Genomic DNA, 17,533 nt, shown 5'->3' with positions numbered 1-17,533 from the left:
CAATAATTGGCTGCTTTTTTTATGATAAAAAATATTGCATTAATTTATATGGGTGGCACATTCGGCTGCGTGGGAGACCCTCTTGCACCGATGCCTGCTGATTTATTTATTCCAAAACTCGAACAGATACTTGCAGAGCAGTATTTTGTAGAATGCCACCATGCACCCGCCATTAAGGACAGTAGTGCCTGCACAGCAACCGACTGGTTGCAACTGGTACAGTTTATTCAGCAATTGCAATCGCGGCAAATCCAGCATTTTGTGATTATTCACGGTACAGATACGCTGAGTTATGCCAGTGCAGTACTGGCACATTTTATTGGAAACTCGGCGCATGTGGTGCTGACCGGTAGCCAATATCCGTTGCTGAATGCTCAAGGCAATGAACAGCGTGAATTTAGTGATGCCCTGGATAACCTGAAATTTGCACTAGATTCCATCAGCGAATGTAGCGCTGGAGTCTATCTGGCATTCCATCATCAGCTGCTACATGCGCAAACTGCACTGAAACAGCATACTACTGAGTTAAATGCCTTTTCCGGTCTTGAGGCCAATATCGCAATCCAGACCCATCAACCGTGTTATCAGGTCAAGGTAAAAGATATTGCGAAAGCGGCTGAATTCAACTGCATGAGCATCATGATGCAGCCGATTGATCTGGCTCAGCAGCTGAATAACTTGAACAACCTCTTGGCTCGACCACCGCATTTTCTATTTTTGCAAGGTTTTGGCACTGGCAACCTGGCGGTCAATGACACCATGATTGCGCTCATTGATCAACTCTATGAGCAGGGCTGTATTTGCGTCTTAACCACCCAAGTGCCTTTTGGTGCGACGGATCAGCGCTATGCCATTGCCGAATGGGTGAATCACTGCAAAATTTTGCTGAATGAAAGTTATGGACATGCGGATCTGTATGCAAAAGCCCTGAAAATGTATTTACAATACGACACTGTAGAGCAATGGCATCGTCATTGGTACGATCAATAAGGTTTTGAGGTCATTATGCAGCGTTTTGCGGTGGGAATTGAGTTTTGTGGGATGCATTATCGGGGATGGCAGACTCAACAGCCGGGAGTTGCAAGCGTACAGGAAACCATTGAAAAGGTCCTGAGCAAAGTTGCCGATCAACCGATTAGCCTGCATGGTGCCGGCCGCACGGATGCCGGGGTACATGCGACCAATATGGTGGCGCATTTTGATACGGATGCCGTGCGTTCTGAACGTGGCTGGCTAATGGGCTGCAATAGCCAACTCCCTAAAGACATCTCGATTCAGTGGATCAAAGAAATGGATCACAGCTTCCATGCCCGTTTTAAGGCACAGGCGCGCCGCTACCGATATGTGGTCTATAACCACCCTGTGCGCCCGGCATTGCTGCATAAACAGGTCACCCATGTCTATGCACCGCTTGATGTTGAACAGATGATATACGCCACGAAAAAGTTTGAAGGCACGCATAACTTTGAAAGCTTCCGCGCCGCAGCCTGTCAGTCCAATCAACCCGTCCGTCATGTCAGCCATTGCCGTCTGATCCGGCATGGTCAATATCTGGTATTGGATATTCAAGCCGATGGCTTCCTGCACCATATGGTGCGCAACATCATGGGTTGTTTACTAGAAATTGGTCAAGGCATGTATGCTGCCGATCATATTGATAGTATCTTCGCTGCCGAAGACCGTAAAGCTGCTGGCGTGACCGCACCTGCAGATGGTTTATATTTTATTCATGCCGACTATCCGGCACAGTTTGACTTACCTGAATTACCTTTAGGGCCACATTGGCTGAATATGCCGGAATAGTTTTTAAATTTTTTAGAATATTTACCTCCCCCAACCCCTCCTAAAAGGAGGGGAATTCCTCCCTTTTTTTAAAGGGAGGTTAGGAGGGATTTTTAACGCTGCTTCCGTTTCCGATATTCCACCGGCGTCTCATTGGTCCAGCGTTTAAAGGCACGATAGAAGGTACTTGGCTCAGAAAAACCGGTCAGATAGACAATCCGCTCGACGCTCTCATTAGTACTCGCCAGCAAACGCTTGGCCAGACGACAGCGATAATCCGAGAGAATCTGCTGAAAGCTGGTATGTGCCTCACTCAGTTGTGTTCTCAAACGGCGTGGTGTGATGTTCAGCTGGGCTGCCACAGTTTCTAGCGTGGTTTCGCCACTCTCCAAAGTAGAGCCGATTGCACGACGTACTTCACCGACCAGATCATATCTTGCCAGTTCCTGTAGCTTTTCAATGGCCAGTTGCTCATGCAGCTGCAACAGCTCAGGTTCAGCCTGCCACAGCGGATATTCTAGGATAGTCGGATCGAAATACAAACGAGTTTCTTTCTGACCTAGACTGACCGGACACTCATAAACCCGGAAGTATTCATCATCAGGTGCCCCTTTATAAAAATTAAAATCGATATAAATCGGCTCAAAACGCCCTTCGGTAATAAATTTAAAGAAACGCAGTACACCTGACATAGCACATTCAGTAAAATGACGATTGACCAGACTCTCAGCAAAAGGCTGTTCACCATTGGTTAAATAGCAGCGATCATCTTCAATCACTAATTTGGCAGCAAAGGCATCGCTGATCAGTCGCTGATAAGCCAAAGCACGTTTCAGTCCCTCACCAAAATTTTCAGATGAAACAAACAGGTGTTCAATGACCTGACCACGATAAAGTGGCAGGTGCTCACCCAGATGCAATCCAATGTCCGGGTCCTTGCTGACTTCCTCTGCCGCCACCCAAAAGGCATATTGGGCACTCAGCGGGGTACGGTCATTGGCTTCCACCTGATTTAAAGCCACTCCTGCTTTGGTCAAAAGTTCTTCTGTTGGCAACCCCGCACGACGAATCGCCTGATAGCCTAAACGCAATACGACTGATGCATCCGTTAGCTGACTCACTCAAAAGCCTTCCTTGTATGTACTTCATTTATACTTAAAAAGATTAATTTTAGATTAACTGTGATTGACCAAACTGACAACAGAAACAGGTGTCTTTTTAGTTAAAAAAATTATCGTGACAGTTCGCCTATTTTACTGGCAGATGATCAGTCTAACGCCCGTTTCGTCTTGTATTTTGCAAAAAAATTGACTATAATTTGCGCCTTTCCAATTTATTCATTCAGGTAGGCTATGGCCAATAAAGAGGAACTCATCGAGTTCGAAGGCGTTGTCACCGAGACGCTTCCTAATACTATGTTCCGTGTACGTTTAGAGAACGGTCACGAAGTGATTGCCCACATCTCTGGTAAAATGCGTAAACACTATATCCGTATTTTAACTGGCGACAGTGTGAAGGTTGAAATGACACCTTATGATTTGACTAAAGGTCGTATCACATATCGTGCACGCTAAGTTTTAGCGCAAGCAAAAGCCACTTTTAGTGGCTTTTTTATTACTTGAATTATTTATCAATCAATAAAATAATTTGACACAGCCTTATAAATTCACGACTATTCATTGAATTAAAAATAACATGTATAAAAACAATGAATATGAAATGCTTATCCCTACTTTCCAGCTTGTTTCTCGTTGCATGCGCTACCGGCGGCAATCAGCATCTGCATCAGTCTCTACAACCTTATGTAGGTCAAACTGCCGCACAGGTTCGTAGCCAGCTTGATCTTCGTGCCATTGGATTCAAGACCTCCCAGCAACCGATTCAAACCACAGAATTTCTCAGCTACACTATTTTTCGGGATATGAATATTCCAATGGGAACGCCGAATATTAGTCAGAGCATTCCGATCGGCGCACCAATGCCGATGCCCTCAAATGGTGGTTATAACATTGAGATGAAATGCCAAATCTGGTTTGACTTGAAAGATGAAATTGTTCAGGCGATTCGCTTTACCGGTAGAGCTTGCTGAGCTGTACTCATCGAGTTCAAAGCCTGTATCGGATTAAATCAGGGATCAACCTCACCACGCTAAACTTCTACCGTGTATCAAATCACAACAGTATTTTTGCATGTAATGCGCTTACACTCATTTTATTTGGTGTGAGGACAGCTCATGAAGTTCACACTGATTTTAGTATGCTGTACAGCATTCAGTTTGCTTAATGCATGCAGCACCACCTCATCAACAACTACGCAGCGTGATGCCTATTTACAACAGTTCATTGGGCAAAGCAGCCAACTGATCGATCAAACTCTGGATCTAAAACGTTTAGGTTACCAGCAGATCAGTGAGCCTGAACGCAGCGCAAAACAATTAAGCTATGTGGTACAACGCCCCATTACCATTCCTTTGCCTGTAGCGCAGTTTCCTGCCACAGGAACAGGCACTGTACCGATTCCTGTCTCAGTAAGTCCTGCCGGCGGCTACGACGTCAAATTGCAATGTAAAATCACCTTCTTACTCAAAGATAATATTGCGACCGCGGTACGCACCACAGGCCGAACCTGTTAAGGGGTTTAAGCTTTGAAATTTCTATTATAAAAAAACAGGCTTAGTTCAATGCAGCAACGACTGCTTGACCCATTTCAACCGTACCGACTTTTTGCATGCCTTCAGACATGATATCTGCCGTACGCAAGCCTTGATCCAAGACCTGACCTACTGCATCTTCAATCGCTTTAGCAGCCGCTTCTTCACGGAAGGTATAACGCAACATCATCGCCACCGAAAGAATCGTCGCTAATGGATTTGCCAGGTTTTGACCGGCGATATCTGGTGCAGAACCATGACAAGGCTCATACATGCCCTTGCCATTTTCATCCAGAGATGCCGATGGCAACATGCCGATTGAACCGGTCAACATCGCAGCTTCATCAGACAGGATATCACCGAACAGATTCGAGGTGACAATCACGTCAAACTGCTTTGGCGCACGCACCAGTTGCATTGCGGCATTGTCGACATACATATGCGATAAATTAATTTCAGGGTATTCGGCATCTTTCAGCGCAGTCACTGTCTGTTTCCACAGTTCAGTTACTTCAAGCACGTTGGCTTTATCCACTGAACATACTTTACCACCGCGCAAGTTGGCCATTTCAAAAGCGACTTTGGCGATACGCTTGATTTCAGATTCTGAATAAACGTCAGTGTTATAGCCTTGTTTCTCGCCATTTTCCAGTTCACGGATACCGCGTGGCTGACCGAAGTAAATACCACCGGTCAATTCACGCACAATCAGAATATCCAGACCTGCTACGATTTCAGGCTTTAAACTTGAAGCATCAGCCAATTGCGGATAAAGAATCGCTGGGCGCAAGTTGGCAAACAGGTTCAGTTCACTACGTAATTTCAATAAACCACGTTCCGGACGAATTGAACGCTCAATCGTATCCCATTTTGGACCGCCCACGGCACCAAGTAAAATCGCATCGGCTTTTTTGGCCTGTTCAGAGGTCACGTCTGGATACGGTGAACCATGTGCATCAATGGCTGCACCACCGAGTAAGCCCTGTTCCCATGTCAAATCAAGATTAAATTTTTCATTTACGCGTGTGAGTACTTGCTCTGCGGCTTTTACAATTTCAGGGCCGATGCCGTCACCAGCTAAAATCAAAATTTGTTTAGACATGAGATTTTCCGTTTAAAACGTCAGATTCAGACCTGACAGAGGTTAGATTTTCTTTTCTACAAACTCTGCAATCCCGGTGACTGCATTATAGGGTTTGCAAAAACGACGAATGGTTTTTTGCTCTTGTACCAGATCTACACAGAGCGGATCCGGTGCCGAAGCATTTAATAAACTGCTGCTACGCGCACTACGGTCACGGAACATTTTTAAGCTATAGCGGTTATTGGCCTGAAAACGATGGAATACATGTAAAGTTTCCGCTTTATCCTTACTGATCGGATAAAAACGCACGACCAGTTCATGCTGTCCTGCCGGCACAGATAAATAAATCGAATTGGCCTGATTTAAATTTTTGGCCTGCAAGCGCACCAGTTTCTGCTTCAGCGCCTCATCACTGATGCGGCCATTGTCAGCGTTGACAATAATGGTCTGATTGAAGCGTTCGAACTGACAATCTGGCGTCCCTGTACAGTAGATCAGGGCATTGCTTTTGCTCTCAGTATTTTCTTTGGCATGTTTGAGTTTCATCGTGTCGATGCTTTGACATGCAGTCAACAGCACCGATACTGAACTTAAAGTAAGCCACTGTTTCCAATAATTCGCCATAATGTCTGTCTTACCCAATCAAAAAACTCAATAATCTTCCGATATTAGCAAGGGCATCGCAGTCATGCCATGACAATTTTTACTGATTTATCCATGAATTTCGGCAAATACCCAAGGACGCGATTGTTTGGTTTTTTCTTCATAGGCACGAATATCATCCGCCACCTGCAAAGTTAAGCCAATATCATCCAGACCATTTAACAGGCAATGCTTGCGAAATGGATCGACTTCGAACTTAAAGCTTTCACCTGTAGGGGTGCGAACTTCTTGTGCCTGCAAGTCAATGGTCAGTTGATAGCCTTCATCTGCCGCACATTCCTTAAATAACTGCTCAACAATATCTTCAGCCAAAATCACGGGCAACATACCGTTTTTAAAACAGTTATTAAAGAAAATATCGGCAAAGCTTGGCGCAATAACAGTACGGAAACCGTATTCACTCAAAGCCCACGGCGCATGTTCACGGCTAGAACCACATCCAAAGTTGGCACGTGAAATTAAAATAGACGCACCCTGATAACGTGGCTGGTTCAAGACAAAGTCCGGATTGATCGGACGAACTGAATTGTCCTGACCTGGATAACCTTCATCCAAGTAACGTAATTCATCAAACAAATTGTCACCGAAACCGGTACGTTTGATCGATTTCAAAAACTGTTTTGGAATAATTAAATCTGTATCGACATTGGCACGGTCTAAAGGTGCAACGATACCTTGTTCAACGGTATAAGCTTTCATGTCTGTGCTCCTACGTACCAATTAAAATGAACGAACATCAACAAAGTGACCTGCAATCGCAGCAGCGGCTGCCATGGCTGGACTCACCAGATGAGTACGACCGCCATTGCCCTGACGACCTTCAAAGTTACGGTTCGAAGTCGAGGCACAATGCTCGCCCGGTTGCAACTTGTCTGCATTCATTGCCAGGCACATTGAACAGCCAGGTTCACGCCATTCGAAGCCTGCCTCTACAAATACCTTGTCCAAGCCTTCCGCTTCTGCCTGAGCTTTCACCAGACCCGAACCCGGAACCACCATCGCCTGTTTGATTGAAGATGCGACTTTGCGACCTTTGATCACTTCGGCTGCAGCACGGATATCTTCAATACGCGAATTGGTGCACGAACCGATAAAGACACGATCCAGCTGAATCTCAGCCAAGGCCTGACCGGCATTTAAGCCCATATATTGATAAGCACGGTTCCAGTCATTGCGTTGTACATCGTCTTTGGCTTGTTCTAAAGTCGGTACTGCTTGAGACACTGGAATCACCATCTCAGGAGAAGTTCCCCAAGACACTTGTGGCTCAATTTCTTCACCTTGCAACACGACAACCGTATCAAAATATGCACCTTCATCCGAATGCAAAGTATTCCAGTAAGCCACTGCCTGATCCCACTGTTCCGCAGTCGGCGCATAAGGACGGCCTTTAACATACTCGATAGTTTTGTCATCGACAGCCACCATGCCGACACGTGCACCGGCTTCGATCGCCATATTACACACGGTCATACGACCTTCAATCGACATGTCACGGAAGACCTGACCACCGAACTCAATCGCGTGGCCGGTACCACCTGCGGTACCAATCTTGCCGATAATGGCCAAAACCACATCTTTCGGTGTTACGCCCTGACCTAATTTGCCATCAACACGCACCAGCATGTTTTTCATCTTCTTTTGAACCAGGCATTGGGTCGCCAATACATGTTCAACTTCGGATGTCCCGATACCATGCGCCAAGCAGCCAAAAGCACCATGGGTTGCTGTATGCGAATCACCACATACCACGGTCATGCCCGGTAAGGTCAAGCCCTGCTCCGGCCCAACTACATGCGCGATGCCCTGACGGATATCGTTAATATCAAATTCAACAATATTAAAGGTCTTGCAGTTGTCATCCAAAGTTTGCACCTGGATGCGCGAGGTTTCATCTTCAATTCCGGCAACGCCCTGCTCACGCTCTTTTTTCGAAGTCGGTACGTTATGATCCGGTGTGGCAATATTAGCACTTAAACGCCATGGCTTGCGCCCGGCCAATTGCAAACCTTCAAAGGCCTGTGGAGAAGTCACTTCATGTAATAAGTGACGGTCGATGTACAGTAAGGCAGAACCATCATCACGTTGCGTTACTAAATGGTCGTCCCACAATTTATCATATAATGTTTTTGCTGTTTGGGTTGCGCCTGCCATGTCGATGTACTCCACTAGACTGGGTAAATTCTTTCTCTGATTTTGATTATATCGCTGCAATCACATAAATCTAATTTATCATTTTTATCAGTTAAAAAACTTTTTGGAATCTTTTAAAAGCTGAATCAAATCATGCTTGAGCTCTATTTTTATAAATCTAATTTTCCGATTAATTTATAAAAAATATTCGCTTTTACAAATTAAATGAGAATTATTATTATTTCTTCATCGACAGAGATTATTTTTAAGGAACTTCGACATGGCACATATTCAACGCTTTGTAGACAACAACCAGCGCATGTTCAAAAAGACCTTCAGCTACTACATTATGCATATTACAGTAGCGATGATTGTGGGTTACTTGGTGACTGGCAGTTTGACCATGGCCATTGCCTTAAGTTTATTAGAGCCAACGGTACAAGCAGTGGCTTTCTTCTTCCACGAAAAAATCTGGGAGGGTAATAACCAACAGCAGAATGAGGACATTACCGTCTAAACTCTTCGGTCGAGGTTCCAGATGAAAGGCTGTTTTGAGAAAGGCAGTCTTTTTTAGTTTTTAAAATGCCAAGGCTTTGAAAATGTATAGTAATTCAGCACTGCAACATAGATAAGGTAATTTTACTTTGATTTATTCTTAAAATATAACAATAATAGATTTACACATAAAAATTCTTTATAGGTGATTAAGATGAATCTCGCAGCCTTTGAAGCCTTCGTGAAAGTCATGGAAACCGGTTCGATTTCTCTGGCCGCAGATCAGCTCTTCATTACCCAGCCTGCTGTCACCAAACGTATTCACAGTCTGGAAGAATACTTTGGGGTCAAGCTGTTTGAATCTGCCGGACGTGGCGTACAGGCCACCCACGCGGCACACTCCCTGTTGCCTAAAGTGAAAAACTGGCTGAATGAACTCGGGGATATTCATTATACCTTGAGCCATGAACAAGGTCAGGTACAGGGCAAACTGAAAATTGGTACCAGCCATCATATCGGCCTGCATCATCTGCCGAGTCATTTGCGCCGTTATGTCCAGGAATATCCGGACGTGACTCTGGATGTGCATTTTGTAGATTCCGAACAGGCGCATGAACAGGTAATTGCCGGCGATCTGGAACTGGCATTTTTAACCTTGCCGCCCCGTGGTGATGCGCGTCTAAATTACGTGACCATCTGGAATGATCCTCTGGTCTTTGTGGTGGCACCGTTTCATCCGCTGGCACAGCAAAAAAATCTGTGTCTGGAAGATTTGCTCGACTACCCGAGCCTGTTGCCATCATCACAGACCTATACCTCGCAGATCACCTTGGCCGAGTTTGAAAAACAGGGTATTAAACCGAAAGTCAGCATGAGCAATAATCCGCTGGAATCGATCCGGATGCTGGTATCGATTGGCTTAGGTTGGTCAGTACTGCCAAAAACCCTGGTCAATCACGACCTGCACCAGCTGGACATCAACTTGGAAATGAACCGTCGTTTGGGCATGGTCTGGCATCCCGGTCGTACTCAGTCCAAAGCAGCTCAGGCTCTGGTTCAGCTCATGCAGGGTGCCTCGCTGTCTATTTAAGCCGTTCCTGAACATGCTGCATCCAAAACGGTGCAGCATTTTGTTACCTAAATACACCCCATCTGGCGATATCTTTCGAGTATTTTTAAGACAATTCCATTCTTTTGCAGTGCAGAGGAATGCTTAAAACTATTCGATGGAGCCTGACGGATGCAGCTCGATTCTCCCTTAAAATCCCACTCTCAAGATAAAACCAATACAAGCAGCCTATGGCTTTCGGCCAAACCGATGCTGCTGCCCACGCCGGCACTTGATTTTGCCGATGAACAGACTGCCCGGCACTGCCTGCGCGAATATTTCCTGAACACCTTTGACACCTATGAACAACTGTTTGAATGCCTCAAACATGAAGATGCTTTTTTCATCAAGCCGATTACTTTACGTCATCCGCTGATTTTTTATTTTGCCCATACCGCCACTTTTTTTGTCAATAAACTGCTGCTCAGCAAGCTGATTAGCGAACGCGTAAATCCGCATTTTGAAAGTATCTTCGCAATCGGTGTAGACGAGATGAGCTGGGACGATCTGGATAAAATACATTATGACTGGCCTGCCGTGCAGGAAGTCCGCGATTATCGTCATCAGGTACGTGCCCTGATCTTGAACATCCTTGAACATGCTCCGTTGACTCTGCCCTTGAACTGGCAGAATCCGTGGTGGACCATCATCATGGGCATCGAGCATGAACGGATTCATCTGGAAACTTCTTCTGTGCTGATCCGCCAGCATGCTTTGGAACATGTACGCCAGCATCCGCAATGGCGTGCCAATATTATTACCGGCATGGCCCCGGATAATATTTTGCTGGATGTGCCGGAAGGCAAAGTGCATTTACAGAAAGATTTTAACCATCCATTTTATGGCTGGGACAACGAATACGGCCTGCATCAAGCCGAGGTTGCGGCTTTTGCAGCTTCCAAATATCTGGTATCGAATCAGGAATTTCTGGCCTTTGTCGAAGCACAAGGTTATCAGACCGAACAATACTGGAGTGAAGAAGGTCTAGGCTGGCTGCAATTTTCACAAGCTGCTCATCCCTGTTTCTGGCGCAAAACTGAATTAGGCTGGTCATTGCGACTGATGCTGGAAGAAGTGCCGATGCCTTGGGACTGGCCGGTAGAAGTGAATTATCATGAAGCCAAGGCCTTTTGTCAGTGGAAATCGCAACAGCTTGGAAAAACCATTCGCTTGCCGACTGAAGATGAATGGTATCGCCTGTATGCCGTTTCAGACCTGGATCCAGATTTACAAAGTCCTGAACAGGCCAATATCGAGTTGAAATACGGCACCAGCTCCTGTCCGGTGGATCATTTCAAGCAGGGTGATTTTTACGATATTCAAGGCAATGTCTGGCAGTGGACTGAAACCCCGATCTATCCATTTCAGGGTTTTCAGGTGCATCCATTTTATGATGATTTCAGTACACCGACCTTTGACGGTCGCCATAACCTGATGAAAGGTGGCTCCTGGATTTCGGCGGGCAATGAAGCTTTATATAGTTCCCGCTACGCCTTCAGACGGCATTTCTTTCAGCACACTGGTTTTCGCTACGTCGCTTCTGATCAAGCATTGCAACATTTCCCTTCGCATTATGAAAGCGACCAGCTGGTCTCCCAATATCTGGAATTCCAGTACGGCCCCGAATATTTTGGTGTTGCCAATTTTGCCAAAACACTGGTCCATCTGGCACAACCCTATTTTCAGCAAGCGCCATGTCATCGTGCCTTAGATATTGGCTGTGCTACCGGCCGCGCCAGCTTTGAACTGGCACACTATTTTGATCAGGTGACCGGTCTGGACTTCTCAGCACGTTTTATCCAGCAGGCAGTCTATTTGGCTCAAGGCAATAGGGTACGTTATCAGCTGCCGCTAGAAGGTGAATTAAACGAAGAAAAAAGCTGTTCACTTAAAGATGTTATTTTGGATCAGGTTGCGTCGAAAACAGAATTTTTTCAGGCTGATGCCTGCAACCTGAAAGCACATTTTAGTGGCTATGATTTTATTCTGGCAGCGAATCTGATTGACCGGCTGCATCATCCGAAAGACTTTTTGATGCAGATTCATGAGCGTATCAATATGGGTGGTATTTTAATGCTGAGCTCACCCTATACCTGGCTGGAAGAACATACGGCGCGTAGCGAATGGCTAGGCGGTTTTCAGGAGGATGGGGAAAACATCACGACCTTGGCTGGTATAAGCAATATCTTAACCCAGCACTTTGAATTGGTGGCCGAACCCCAAGATGTGCCTTTTGTGATTCGGGAAACGGCCAGAAAGTATCAACACACGCTGTCACAAGTCACGATCTGGAAACGGATTCGCTAAAGGTAAGGTCATAGTCTAAAAAAGCCAATCATACGATTGGCTTTATATCTTATCCTTCACTGGTTGAATTTTCATGCAAGGATTCATTGAGTTGATCTACCACAATCGCCCATTCGCCATCAGATGCTATTTTCTCGCTTAAAAATTGACGTTGTGCCTCTGACCAATACGGCGCATCCAGTAAAGTCAGATCTTTATGTAATTGATGCTCGTGAATAAATGTTTCAATACCTTCTGCACTGGCATCCAAGCCAAGCTGCTGGAACAGATGTGTCATACGTGGTCGAACGTGAGTCATATCTCATACCTCAGAATCTACTATTGTTATCATGTCCTGTTTTTTGAGCATAGCATATCTGATTCAGCCTGACTGTGAAAAAACATTAATATTCCATTGAGGCAAATAAAAAGCACAACCGAAGTTGTGCTGAATAAATCACATGAATGGGACTAGAATACTTAGATCGACCAGTCCTGTATTTCCCAGCCTTGTTCTTGGGCTAGAGTTTCCAAACGATCATCCGGATTGACTGCAATCGCATGATCCGCATATTCCAGCAAGAAACGGTCATTAATCGAATCTGAATAAGCCCAAGACTCGGTGACATCACGGCCTTCCAGCCATTGTTCCAGACGCACCAGCTTGCCTCGTTGATAGCATGCAGTATTGATGACTTTACCAGTATATTTCCCATCAATGACTTCAGCATTGGTGGCAATAATTTCAGTAATTCCGAATTCACGAAAAATGGGGGCAGTAATAAAGTCTGAAGTCGCGGTAATGCCCACTAAGGCATGCCCTGCTTCACGGTGGCGCTCAATGGCTTTAAAACCTTCGGGACGCATTTGTGGACGAATGACTTTTTGCATGAACAGTTGATGTAATTCAGTCAAATAATCATTGTCATGTTTGGTCAGAAACTGGAACACAAATTCATTATAGGCATAAGGATCCAGCTGGCCTTTTTTATAATCATCATAGAACTTGTCATTCATGGCGCGATGCTGAACTGGATCGACCAGGCCCTCACTGACCAAAAACTCTCCCCAAGAATGATCCGAATCCGTGTTTAACAAGGTGTGATCGAGATCAAATAGCGCCAATTTCATGAAAATACTCGTTAAAACTGAAATTTAAGAAAAAAATTGTAAATCTATCTCCGCTAGTCGATAGAAATTCGTTAAGATCATAGCAATTTTAACATTTTTAAACTTTGCTTTTTTCGAGTTGGATAACGAAATAATGCTCCCCGATGGCAAAGGCATAAATTAAACAATTTTTAGGTAGCCAAATGATCGACTCTGAAGGTTTCCGACCGAATGTCGGGATCATTTTGGCAAACGATGCTGGACAGGTTTTATGGGCAAAACGCATTGGTCATAATGCATGGCAATTTCCACAAGGCGGGATCCAATATGGAGAAACCCCTGAGCAGGCACTCTATCGTGAGCTGAGAGAAGAAGTCGGCTTATTGCCCGAACACGTCCAGATAGTCGCGCAAACCAAAGGCTGGTTGCGCTATCGTTTGCCACATCGATACATTCGTACGGACTCTGATCCGGTTTGTATCGGTCAAAAACAAAAGTGGTTTTTACTCAAACTCACGGCCCCCGTTCAGCATATTCAATTGAATCTGTCTGATCCGCCCGAATTTGATCAATGGCAATGGGTCAGTTACTGGTACCCACTCGGTCAAGTCGTGAATTTCAAACGTGATGTTTACCGCAAAGCCCTGGTGGAGTTGTGTCAGCAACTACCCCAGCAAAAACCTTAAAAAATCGCATAAATAATGCAGATTTTTTACGCGGCTATTGTTATAAATAAACTTAATCACTGAAATTCTGAATAGACGGAGCAGACCTTATGTCGAATATGCAACTGGACACCTTGAGACGTATTGTTCAGGAGATCAATGCGTCCACCAGTTTGCATGAATCACTCGACATTATGGTCAAGCATGTGGCCGAGGCCATGCAGGTTGATGTCTGCTCGATCTATCTCCTCGATGAACGCAATCAGCGTTATCTGCTCATGGCGTCTAAAGGCCTGAATGCAGAATCTGTCGGCCATGTGTCTTTGCAGACCGGTGAGGGTCTGGTGGGCCTGGTTGGACAACGTGAAGAAATTGTCAATCTGGACAATGCCCCTAAACATGAGCGCTTCCTGTTTTTACCTGAAACCGGTGAGGAAATTTATAACTCCTTCCTCGGTGTGCCGGTGATGTACCGCCGTAAGGTCATGGGTGTACTGGTGGTTCAGAATAAAGAATCACAGGACTTTTCTGAAGCTGCTGAATCCTTTCTGGTCACACTCTGCGCGCAGCTTTCTGGCGTCATCGCCCATGCCCATGCCGTTGGCAATATCGATGTATTCCGTAAGCCGAGCAACCTGCCCGCCTATAAAACCTTTCAGGGAGTTTCTGGCTCCGGTGGCATTGCCTTAGGTCGTGCAGTGATTCTGTATCCACCAGCAGATCTTGCCGCAGTCCCTGACCGTGAAGCAGATGACATCAGCGAAGAACTGCAGCTCTTAGATAACGCGCTAAATTCAGTCCGTGAAGAAATCCAGTCACTGGATGACAAAATGCAGGATGCGTTGATGGCCGAGGAACGCGCACTGTTTAGCGTGTTCTTGCGTATGCTGGATGAAAATGCCCTGCCTGCAGAAATCAAGGCTTTTATTCGTGAAGGTCACTGGGCACAAGGCGCCGTGCGAATTGTTATTGACAATCATGTGGCACAATTTTCCCAAATGGAAGATGATTATTTACGTGAGCGGGTAGCGGACTTAAAAGATCTGGGCCGCCGTATTCTGGCGCGCTTACAGGAAGCCGATGCCAGTCACCGTGAATTGACCGATGAAAGTATTCTGATTGGTGAGGAAATTTCGACGGCTGCACTGGTTGAACTACCTGTAGATAAAATTGCCGCGATTGTCACTACCGAAGGCGCCATGAACTCACATATGGTGATTGTGGCGCGTGCTCTTGGTATTCCGACCGTGGTCGGCGTGACCGAACTGCCGATCAACACCCTCGATGATGTAGAGATGATTGTCGATGCACATCAGGGCCGGGTCTTTATTAATCCCCCACGTCGCCTGCGCAGTCGCTATAAAGAAATTCAAAAAGAAGAAGAACAGCTTGCTAAAGATCTGCGCCAGTACGAAACCAAAGATGCGATTACCCCGGATGGCGTGGCGGTCAAACTCTACGTCAACACCGGCCTGATGATTGATGTGGTGCGTGGCGTGCAGCGCGGTGCCAAAGGTGTCGGTTTATACCGTTCTGAAATTCCGTTTATGTTGCGTGACCGCTTCCCGGGCGAGGAAGAACAACGTGCGATTTATCGTCAGCAGCTCAGTCACTTTGCCAATAAACCGGTGGTGATGCGAACGTTGGACATTGGTGCAGACAAAGACCTGCCGTATTTCTCGATTGAAGAAGAAAACTCGGCACTCGGCTGGCGTGGCATTCGTTTTACTCTGGATCATCCGGAAATTTTTTCTTCACAGATTCGTGCCATGCTCAAGGCCAGTATCGGGCTGAATAATCTGCATATTCTGCTGCCAATGGTGACCAGTGTCAGCGAGGTCGAGGAAGCGCTCTACTTGCTGGAACGTGATCATGCGGCGATTCAGGAAGAAGAACAGGTCAAGATAAACAAGCCGAAACTCGGCATCATGGTGGAAGTGCCGAGTGTGCTTCATCAGATTGATGAATTTTCCGAACTGGTGGATTTCTTCTCGGTCGGCTCCAACGATCTGACCCAATATCTGTTGGCTGTGGATCGCAATAATCCACGGGTGGCCAATGTCTATTCACATTTACACCCTGCAGTACTACGTGCTCTGACCCGTCTGGTCCAGGACTGTCATCGCAATGAAAAACCGGTCAGTATCTGCGGTGAAATGGCAGGCGATCCACTGTCTGCAGTTTTGCTCATGGCCATGGGCTTTAATACCCTGTCAATGAGTTCCAGTAATATTTTGCGGGTACGTAAAACCATTTGTCATGTTCCGATGAGTGATGCACAGGAATTGCTGCAACATGTGTTAAAAATGGACAATCCACTCATAGTAAAAAGCTGGTTAGAATATTATTTCAGAACCCATAATTTAGGGGATATGGTGAAATCAGCATCACGTATGGTGAGTGCCTAATACGGGACTTTTTCCAGTCCCTCGACAGTGGTAGAGGTGGTTATGGAATTTCTGGTCATCCTGTTCATGATTGTTGCGGTGTTCTATGTAGTCATTCTTGCACCGGCTTTGGCCGCCCGCAAAGAAGCTCATGATTCCGGTTCATCTTATATACGCCCTGCCAGCAATCGAGCAACGAGCTATGCCGATCGGCCTAAAATGACTCCATTATTGGGCATTGAAATTTCGGCATCGCAACGGCGGCGTTTAGGCAGAGATGACCCCTCCGTCATTGCCGCCAGACTCTATCATCAGCAAAAAGATCAATTTGCCAGTTTTCAGCAGGCCAGACCACAGTCTCACTCCCCTCACCACAAAGCGCCAGTGCAAAGCAGACTCAATAAATTCTTTAATGACTTAATTGCGGATGAATCGACAACGCCATCCCGGCATCCAAATCAATATTCGCAAACTCGTAACAACCGGCCTGTCGCCCCGCTCTCTCCAGTTAAAACCAATCCTAAACAGCCACCGCGTCGTCCCCAGCCACCTTACAGACCTTAAGCAGCCATTAAAAAAGGGCGATCTTCCATGGAATATCGCCCTTGTCTGTGCTTGTTGTAGCCACGTTTTGCATTTTTCTTTCGGTCTACAAAGACCTGGCTTTTGTTGACTTCATGCATGTGTTTTGCCACAAAATTGTGGATCACCACCTGCTCGGCTGTTTTTTTCTTGGCCATTTTACTCTCTATGTGATTTTGAGGAAGGAGTGAGATAATTATAGGGCCGACTGACTAATTTTCAAGCATATTTGCCAATGCTTTTTTAAAAATAAAGACCATCTGGATAGGATTTTCTGTATGCAAAAATGCGAGCTATAGCCAGAAAACACCCTTATTCCATTCATTATTTTTATGGGTTTCTTCAGACCAACAAAACTTGATTAAAAAAACGTTTAAAATAAATCAGTTATAAAATTTATTTTAAACAATACTATTCACTTATTATTTTTATCCTTTGATAAAAACATATTATCGACTTAGATAAGTATCCATTAAAAAGTAAACATGTATTCTTTTCCGAATTGGTTTGATACTTTCTCCACCCATTGCTCTATTTTGTCAGCTGTCATGACTTGAAAATCTCGCCAATAATATTTCATCTGCTTCC

Annotated in this window: 19 protein-coding genes; 11 read left to right on the top strand and 8 right to left on the bottom strand. The window is 45.4% G+C overall.

The window, feature by feature from the left end; genetic code table 11:
• Positions 1 to 21 precede the first annotated feature (21 nt).
• Both AC1P5O_RS10315 and truA read left to right on the top strand, forming a co-directional pair.
• Entirely contained in the window at positions 22 to 990 is a 969-nt protein-coding gene (locus AC1P5O_RS10315) for an asparaginase domain-containing protein (RefSeq protein ID WP_138742835.1), read from the top strand.
• A 15-nt stretch (positions 991 to 1,005) separates the two neighbouring features.
• The gene (gene truA, locus AC1P5O_RS10310; RefSeq protein WP_138742834.1) at positions 1,006 to 1,803 is read left to right on the top strand and encodes a tRNA pseudouridine(38-40) synthase TruA; all 798 of its coding nucleotides are present in this window, start codon (positions 1,006 to 1,008) and stop codon (positions 1,801 to 1,803) included.
• Positions 1,804 to 1,895: 92 nt separating this feature from the next.
• On the opposite strand, the gene AC1P5O_RS10305 is transcribed toward truA, so the two are convergent.
• Positions 1,896 to 2,903: an AraC family transcriptional regulator gene (locus tag AC1P5O_RS10305; RefSeq protein WP_005107962.1), complete on the bottom strand. Its 1,008-nt coding sequence runs from the start codon at positions 2,901 to 2,903 to the stop codon at positions 1,896 to 1,898.
• A 231-nt stretch (positions 2,904 to 3,134) separates the two neighbouring features.
• On the opposite strand from AC1P5O_RS10305, the gene infA reads away from it, so the two are divergent.
• The 3 genes from infA to AC1P5O_RS10290 all read left to right on the top strand — a co-directional run bounded on the left by infA (position 3,135) and on the right by AC1P5O_RS10290 (position 4,414).
• Complete coding sequence (infA, locus tag AC1P5O_RS10300; protein ID WP_001284370.1) at positions 3,135 to 3,356, top strand: translation initiation factor IF-1; 222 nt, start codon at positions 3,135 to 3,137, stop codon at positions 3,354 to 3,356.
• A 134-nt stretch (positions 3,357 to 3,490) separates the two neighbouring features.
• A complete protein-coding gene (locus AC1P5O_RS10295) occupies positions 3,491 to 3,871 on the top strand; it encodes a hypothetical protein (RefSeq protein ID WP_004278491.1) in 381 nt (126 codons plus the stop codon).
• Positions 3,872 to 4,015: 144 nt separating this feature from the next.
• The gene (locus AC1P5O_RS10290; RefSeq protein WP_138742833.1) at positions 4,016 to 4,414 is read left to right on the top strand and encodes a hypothetical protein; all 399 of its coding nucleotides are present in this window, start codon (positions 4,016 to 4,018) and stop codon (positions 4,412 to 4,414) included.
• 40 nt (positions 4,415 to 4,454) lie between these two features.
• On the opposite strand, the gene leuB is transcribed toward AC1P5O_RS10290, so the two are convergent.
• From leuB to leuC, 4 genes are all read right to left on the bottom strand, one after another.
• A complete protein-coding gene (leuB, locus tag AC1P5O_RS10285) occupies positions 4,455 to 5,534 on the bottom strand; it encodes a 3-isopropylmalate dehydrogenase (RefSeq protein ID WP_064094871.1) in 1,080 nt (359 codons plus the stop codon).
• 42 nt (positions 5,535 to 5,576) lie between these two features.
• Positions 5,577 to 6,140, bottom strand: coding sequence for a hypothetical protein (locus AC1P5O_RS10280; RefSeq protein WP_262472367.1), 564 nt, complete (start codon positions 6,138 to 6,140; stop codon positions 5,577 to 5,579).
• Between the two features lie 87 nt (positions 6,141 to 6,227).
• Complete coding sequence (gene leuD, locus AC1P5O_RS10275; protein ID WP_138742831.1) at positions 6,228 to 6,878, bottom strand: 3-isopropylmalate dehydratase small subunit; 651 nt, start codon at positions 6,876 to 6,878, stop codon at positions 6,228 to 6,230.
• Positions 6,879 to 6,899: 21 nt separating this feature from the next.
• Complete coding sequence (gene leuC / locus AC1P5O_RS10270) at positions 6,900 to 8,333, bottom strand: 3-isopropylmalate dehydratase large subunit (protein ID WP_005107970.1); 1,434 nt, start codon at positions 8,331 to 8,333, stop codon at positions 6,900 to 6,902.
• Between the two features lie 259 nt (positions 8,334 to 8,592).
• On the opposite strand from leuC, the gene AC1P5O_RS10265 reads away from it, so the two are divergent.
• The 3 genes from AC1P5O_RS10265 to ovoA all read left to right on the top strand — a co-directional run bounded on the left by AC1P5O_RS10265 (position 8,593) and on the right by ovoA (position 12,222).
• Positions 8,593 to 8,829, top strand: coding sequence for a DUF2061 domain-containing protein (locus tag AC1P5O_RS10265; RefSeq protein ID WP_004278497.1), 237 nt, complete (start codon positions 8,593 to 8,595; stop codon positions 8,827 to 8,829).
• Between the two features lie 192 nt (positions 8,830 to 9,021).
• On the top strand, positions 9,022 to 9,897 hold the full coding sequence (locus tag AC1P5O_RS10260) for a LysR family transcriptional regulator (RefSeq protein ID WP_004278498.1): 876 nt from the start codon (positions 9,022 to 9,024) through the stop codon (positions 9,895 to 9,897).
• 150 nt (positions 9,898 to 10,047) lie between these two features.
• A complete protein-coding gene (ovoA, locus tag AC1P5O_RS10255) occupies positions 10,048 to 12,222 on the top strand; it encodes a 5-histidylcysteine sulfoxide synthase (RefSeq protein ID WP_138742830.1) in 2,175 nt (724 codons plus the stop codon).
• 49 nt (positions 12,223 to 12,271) lie between these two features.
• Here the strand turns inward: ovoA and AC1P5O_RS10250 are convergent, their stop codons facing one another.
• Positions 12,272 to 12,520, bottom strand: coding sequence for a DUF2789 family protein (locus AC1P5O_RS10250; protein WP_004278500.1), 249 nt, complete (start codon positions 12,518 to 12,520; stop codon positions 12,272 to 12,274).
• Between the two features lie 161 nt (positions 12,521 to 12,681).
• Positions 12,682 to 13,332 carry an HAD family hydrolase gene (locus tag AC1P5O_RS10245; RefSeq protein WP_138742829.1) on the bottom strand — a complete coding sequence of 217 codons (651 nt, stop codon included), beginning with the start codon at positions 13,330 to 13,332 and terminating at the stop codon, positions 12,682 to 12,684.
• A 182-nt stretch (positions 13,333 to 13,514) separates the two neighbouring features.
• On the opposite strand from AC1P5O_RS10245, the gene AC1P5O_RS10240 reads away from it, so the two are divergent.
• The 3 genes from AC1P5O_RS10240 to AC1P5O_RS10230 all read left to right on the top strand — a co-directional run bounded on the left by AC1P5O_RS10240 (position 13,515) and on the right by AC1P5O_RS10230 (position 16,927).
• Positions 13,515 to 13,997: an RNA pyrophosphohydrolase gene (locus AC1P5O_RS10240; RefSeq protein WP_004278502.1), complete on the top strand. Its 483-nt coding sequence runs from the start codon at positions 13,515 to 13,517 to the stop codon at positions 13,995 to 13,997.
• Positions 13,998 to 14,086: 89 nt separating this feature from the next.
• Complete coding sequence (ptsP, locus tag AC1P5O_RS10235; protein ID WP_129716838.1) at positions 14,087 to 16,384, top strand: phosphoenolpyruvate--protein phosphotransferase; 2,298 nt, start codon at positions 14,087 to 14,089, stop codon at positions 16,382 to 16,384.
• A gap of 36 nt (positions 16,385 to 16,420) precedes the next feature.
• A complete protein-coding gene (locus tag AC1P5O_RS10230) occupies positions 16,421 to 16,927 on the top strand; it encodes a hypothetical protein (protein ID WP_499005987.1) in 507 nt (168 codons plus the stop codon).
• On the opposite strand, the gene AC1P5O_RS10225 is transcribed toward AC1P5O_RS10230, so the two are convergent.
• Positions 16,924 to 17,103: a DUF7230 family protein gene (locus AC1P5O_RS10225; RefSeq protein ID WP_004729442.1), complete on the bottom strand. Its 180-nt coding sequence runs from the start codon at positions 17,101 to 17,103 to the stop codon at positions 16,924 to 16,926. The two genes, AC1P5O_RS10230 and AC1P5O_RS10225, sit on opposite strands and share 4 nt — an antisense overlap.
• Positions 17,104 to 17,533 lie beyond the last annotated feature (430 nt).

The sequence above is a fragment of the Prolinoborus fasciculus genome (genome assembly GCF_056724605.1).
Note: the sequence above shows the minus strand (reverse complement) of the source record. Positions and strands in the feature narration are given on the sequence as shown.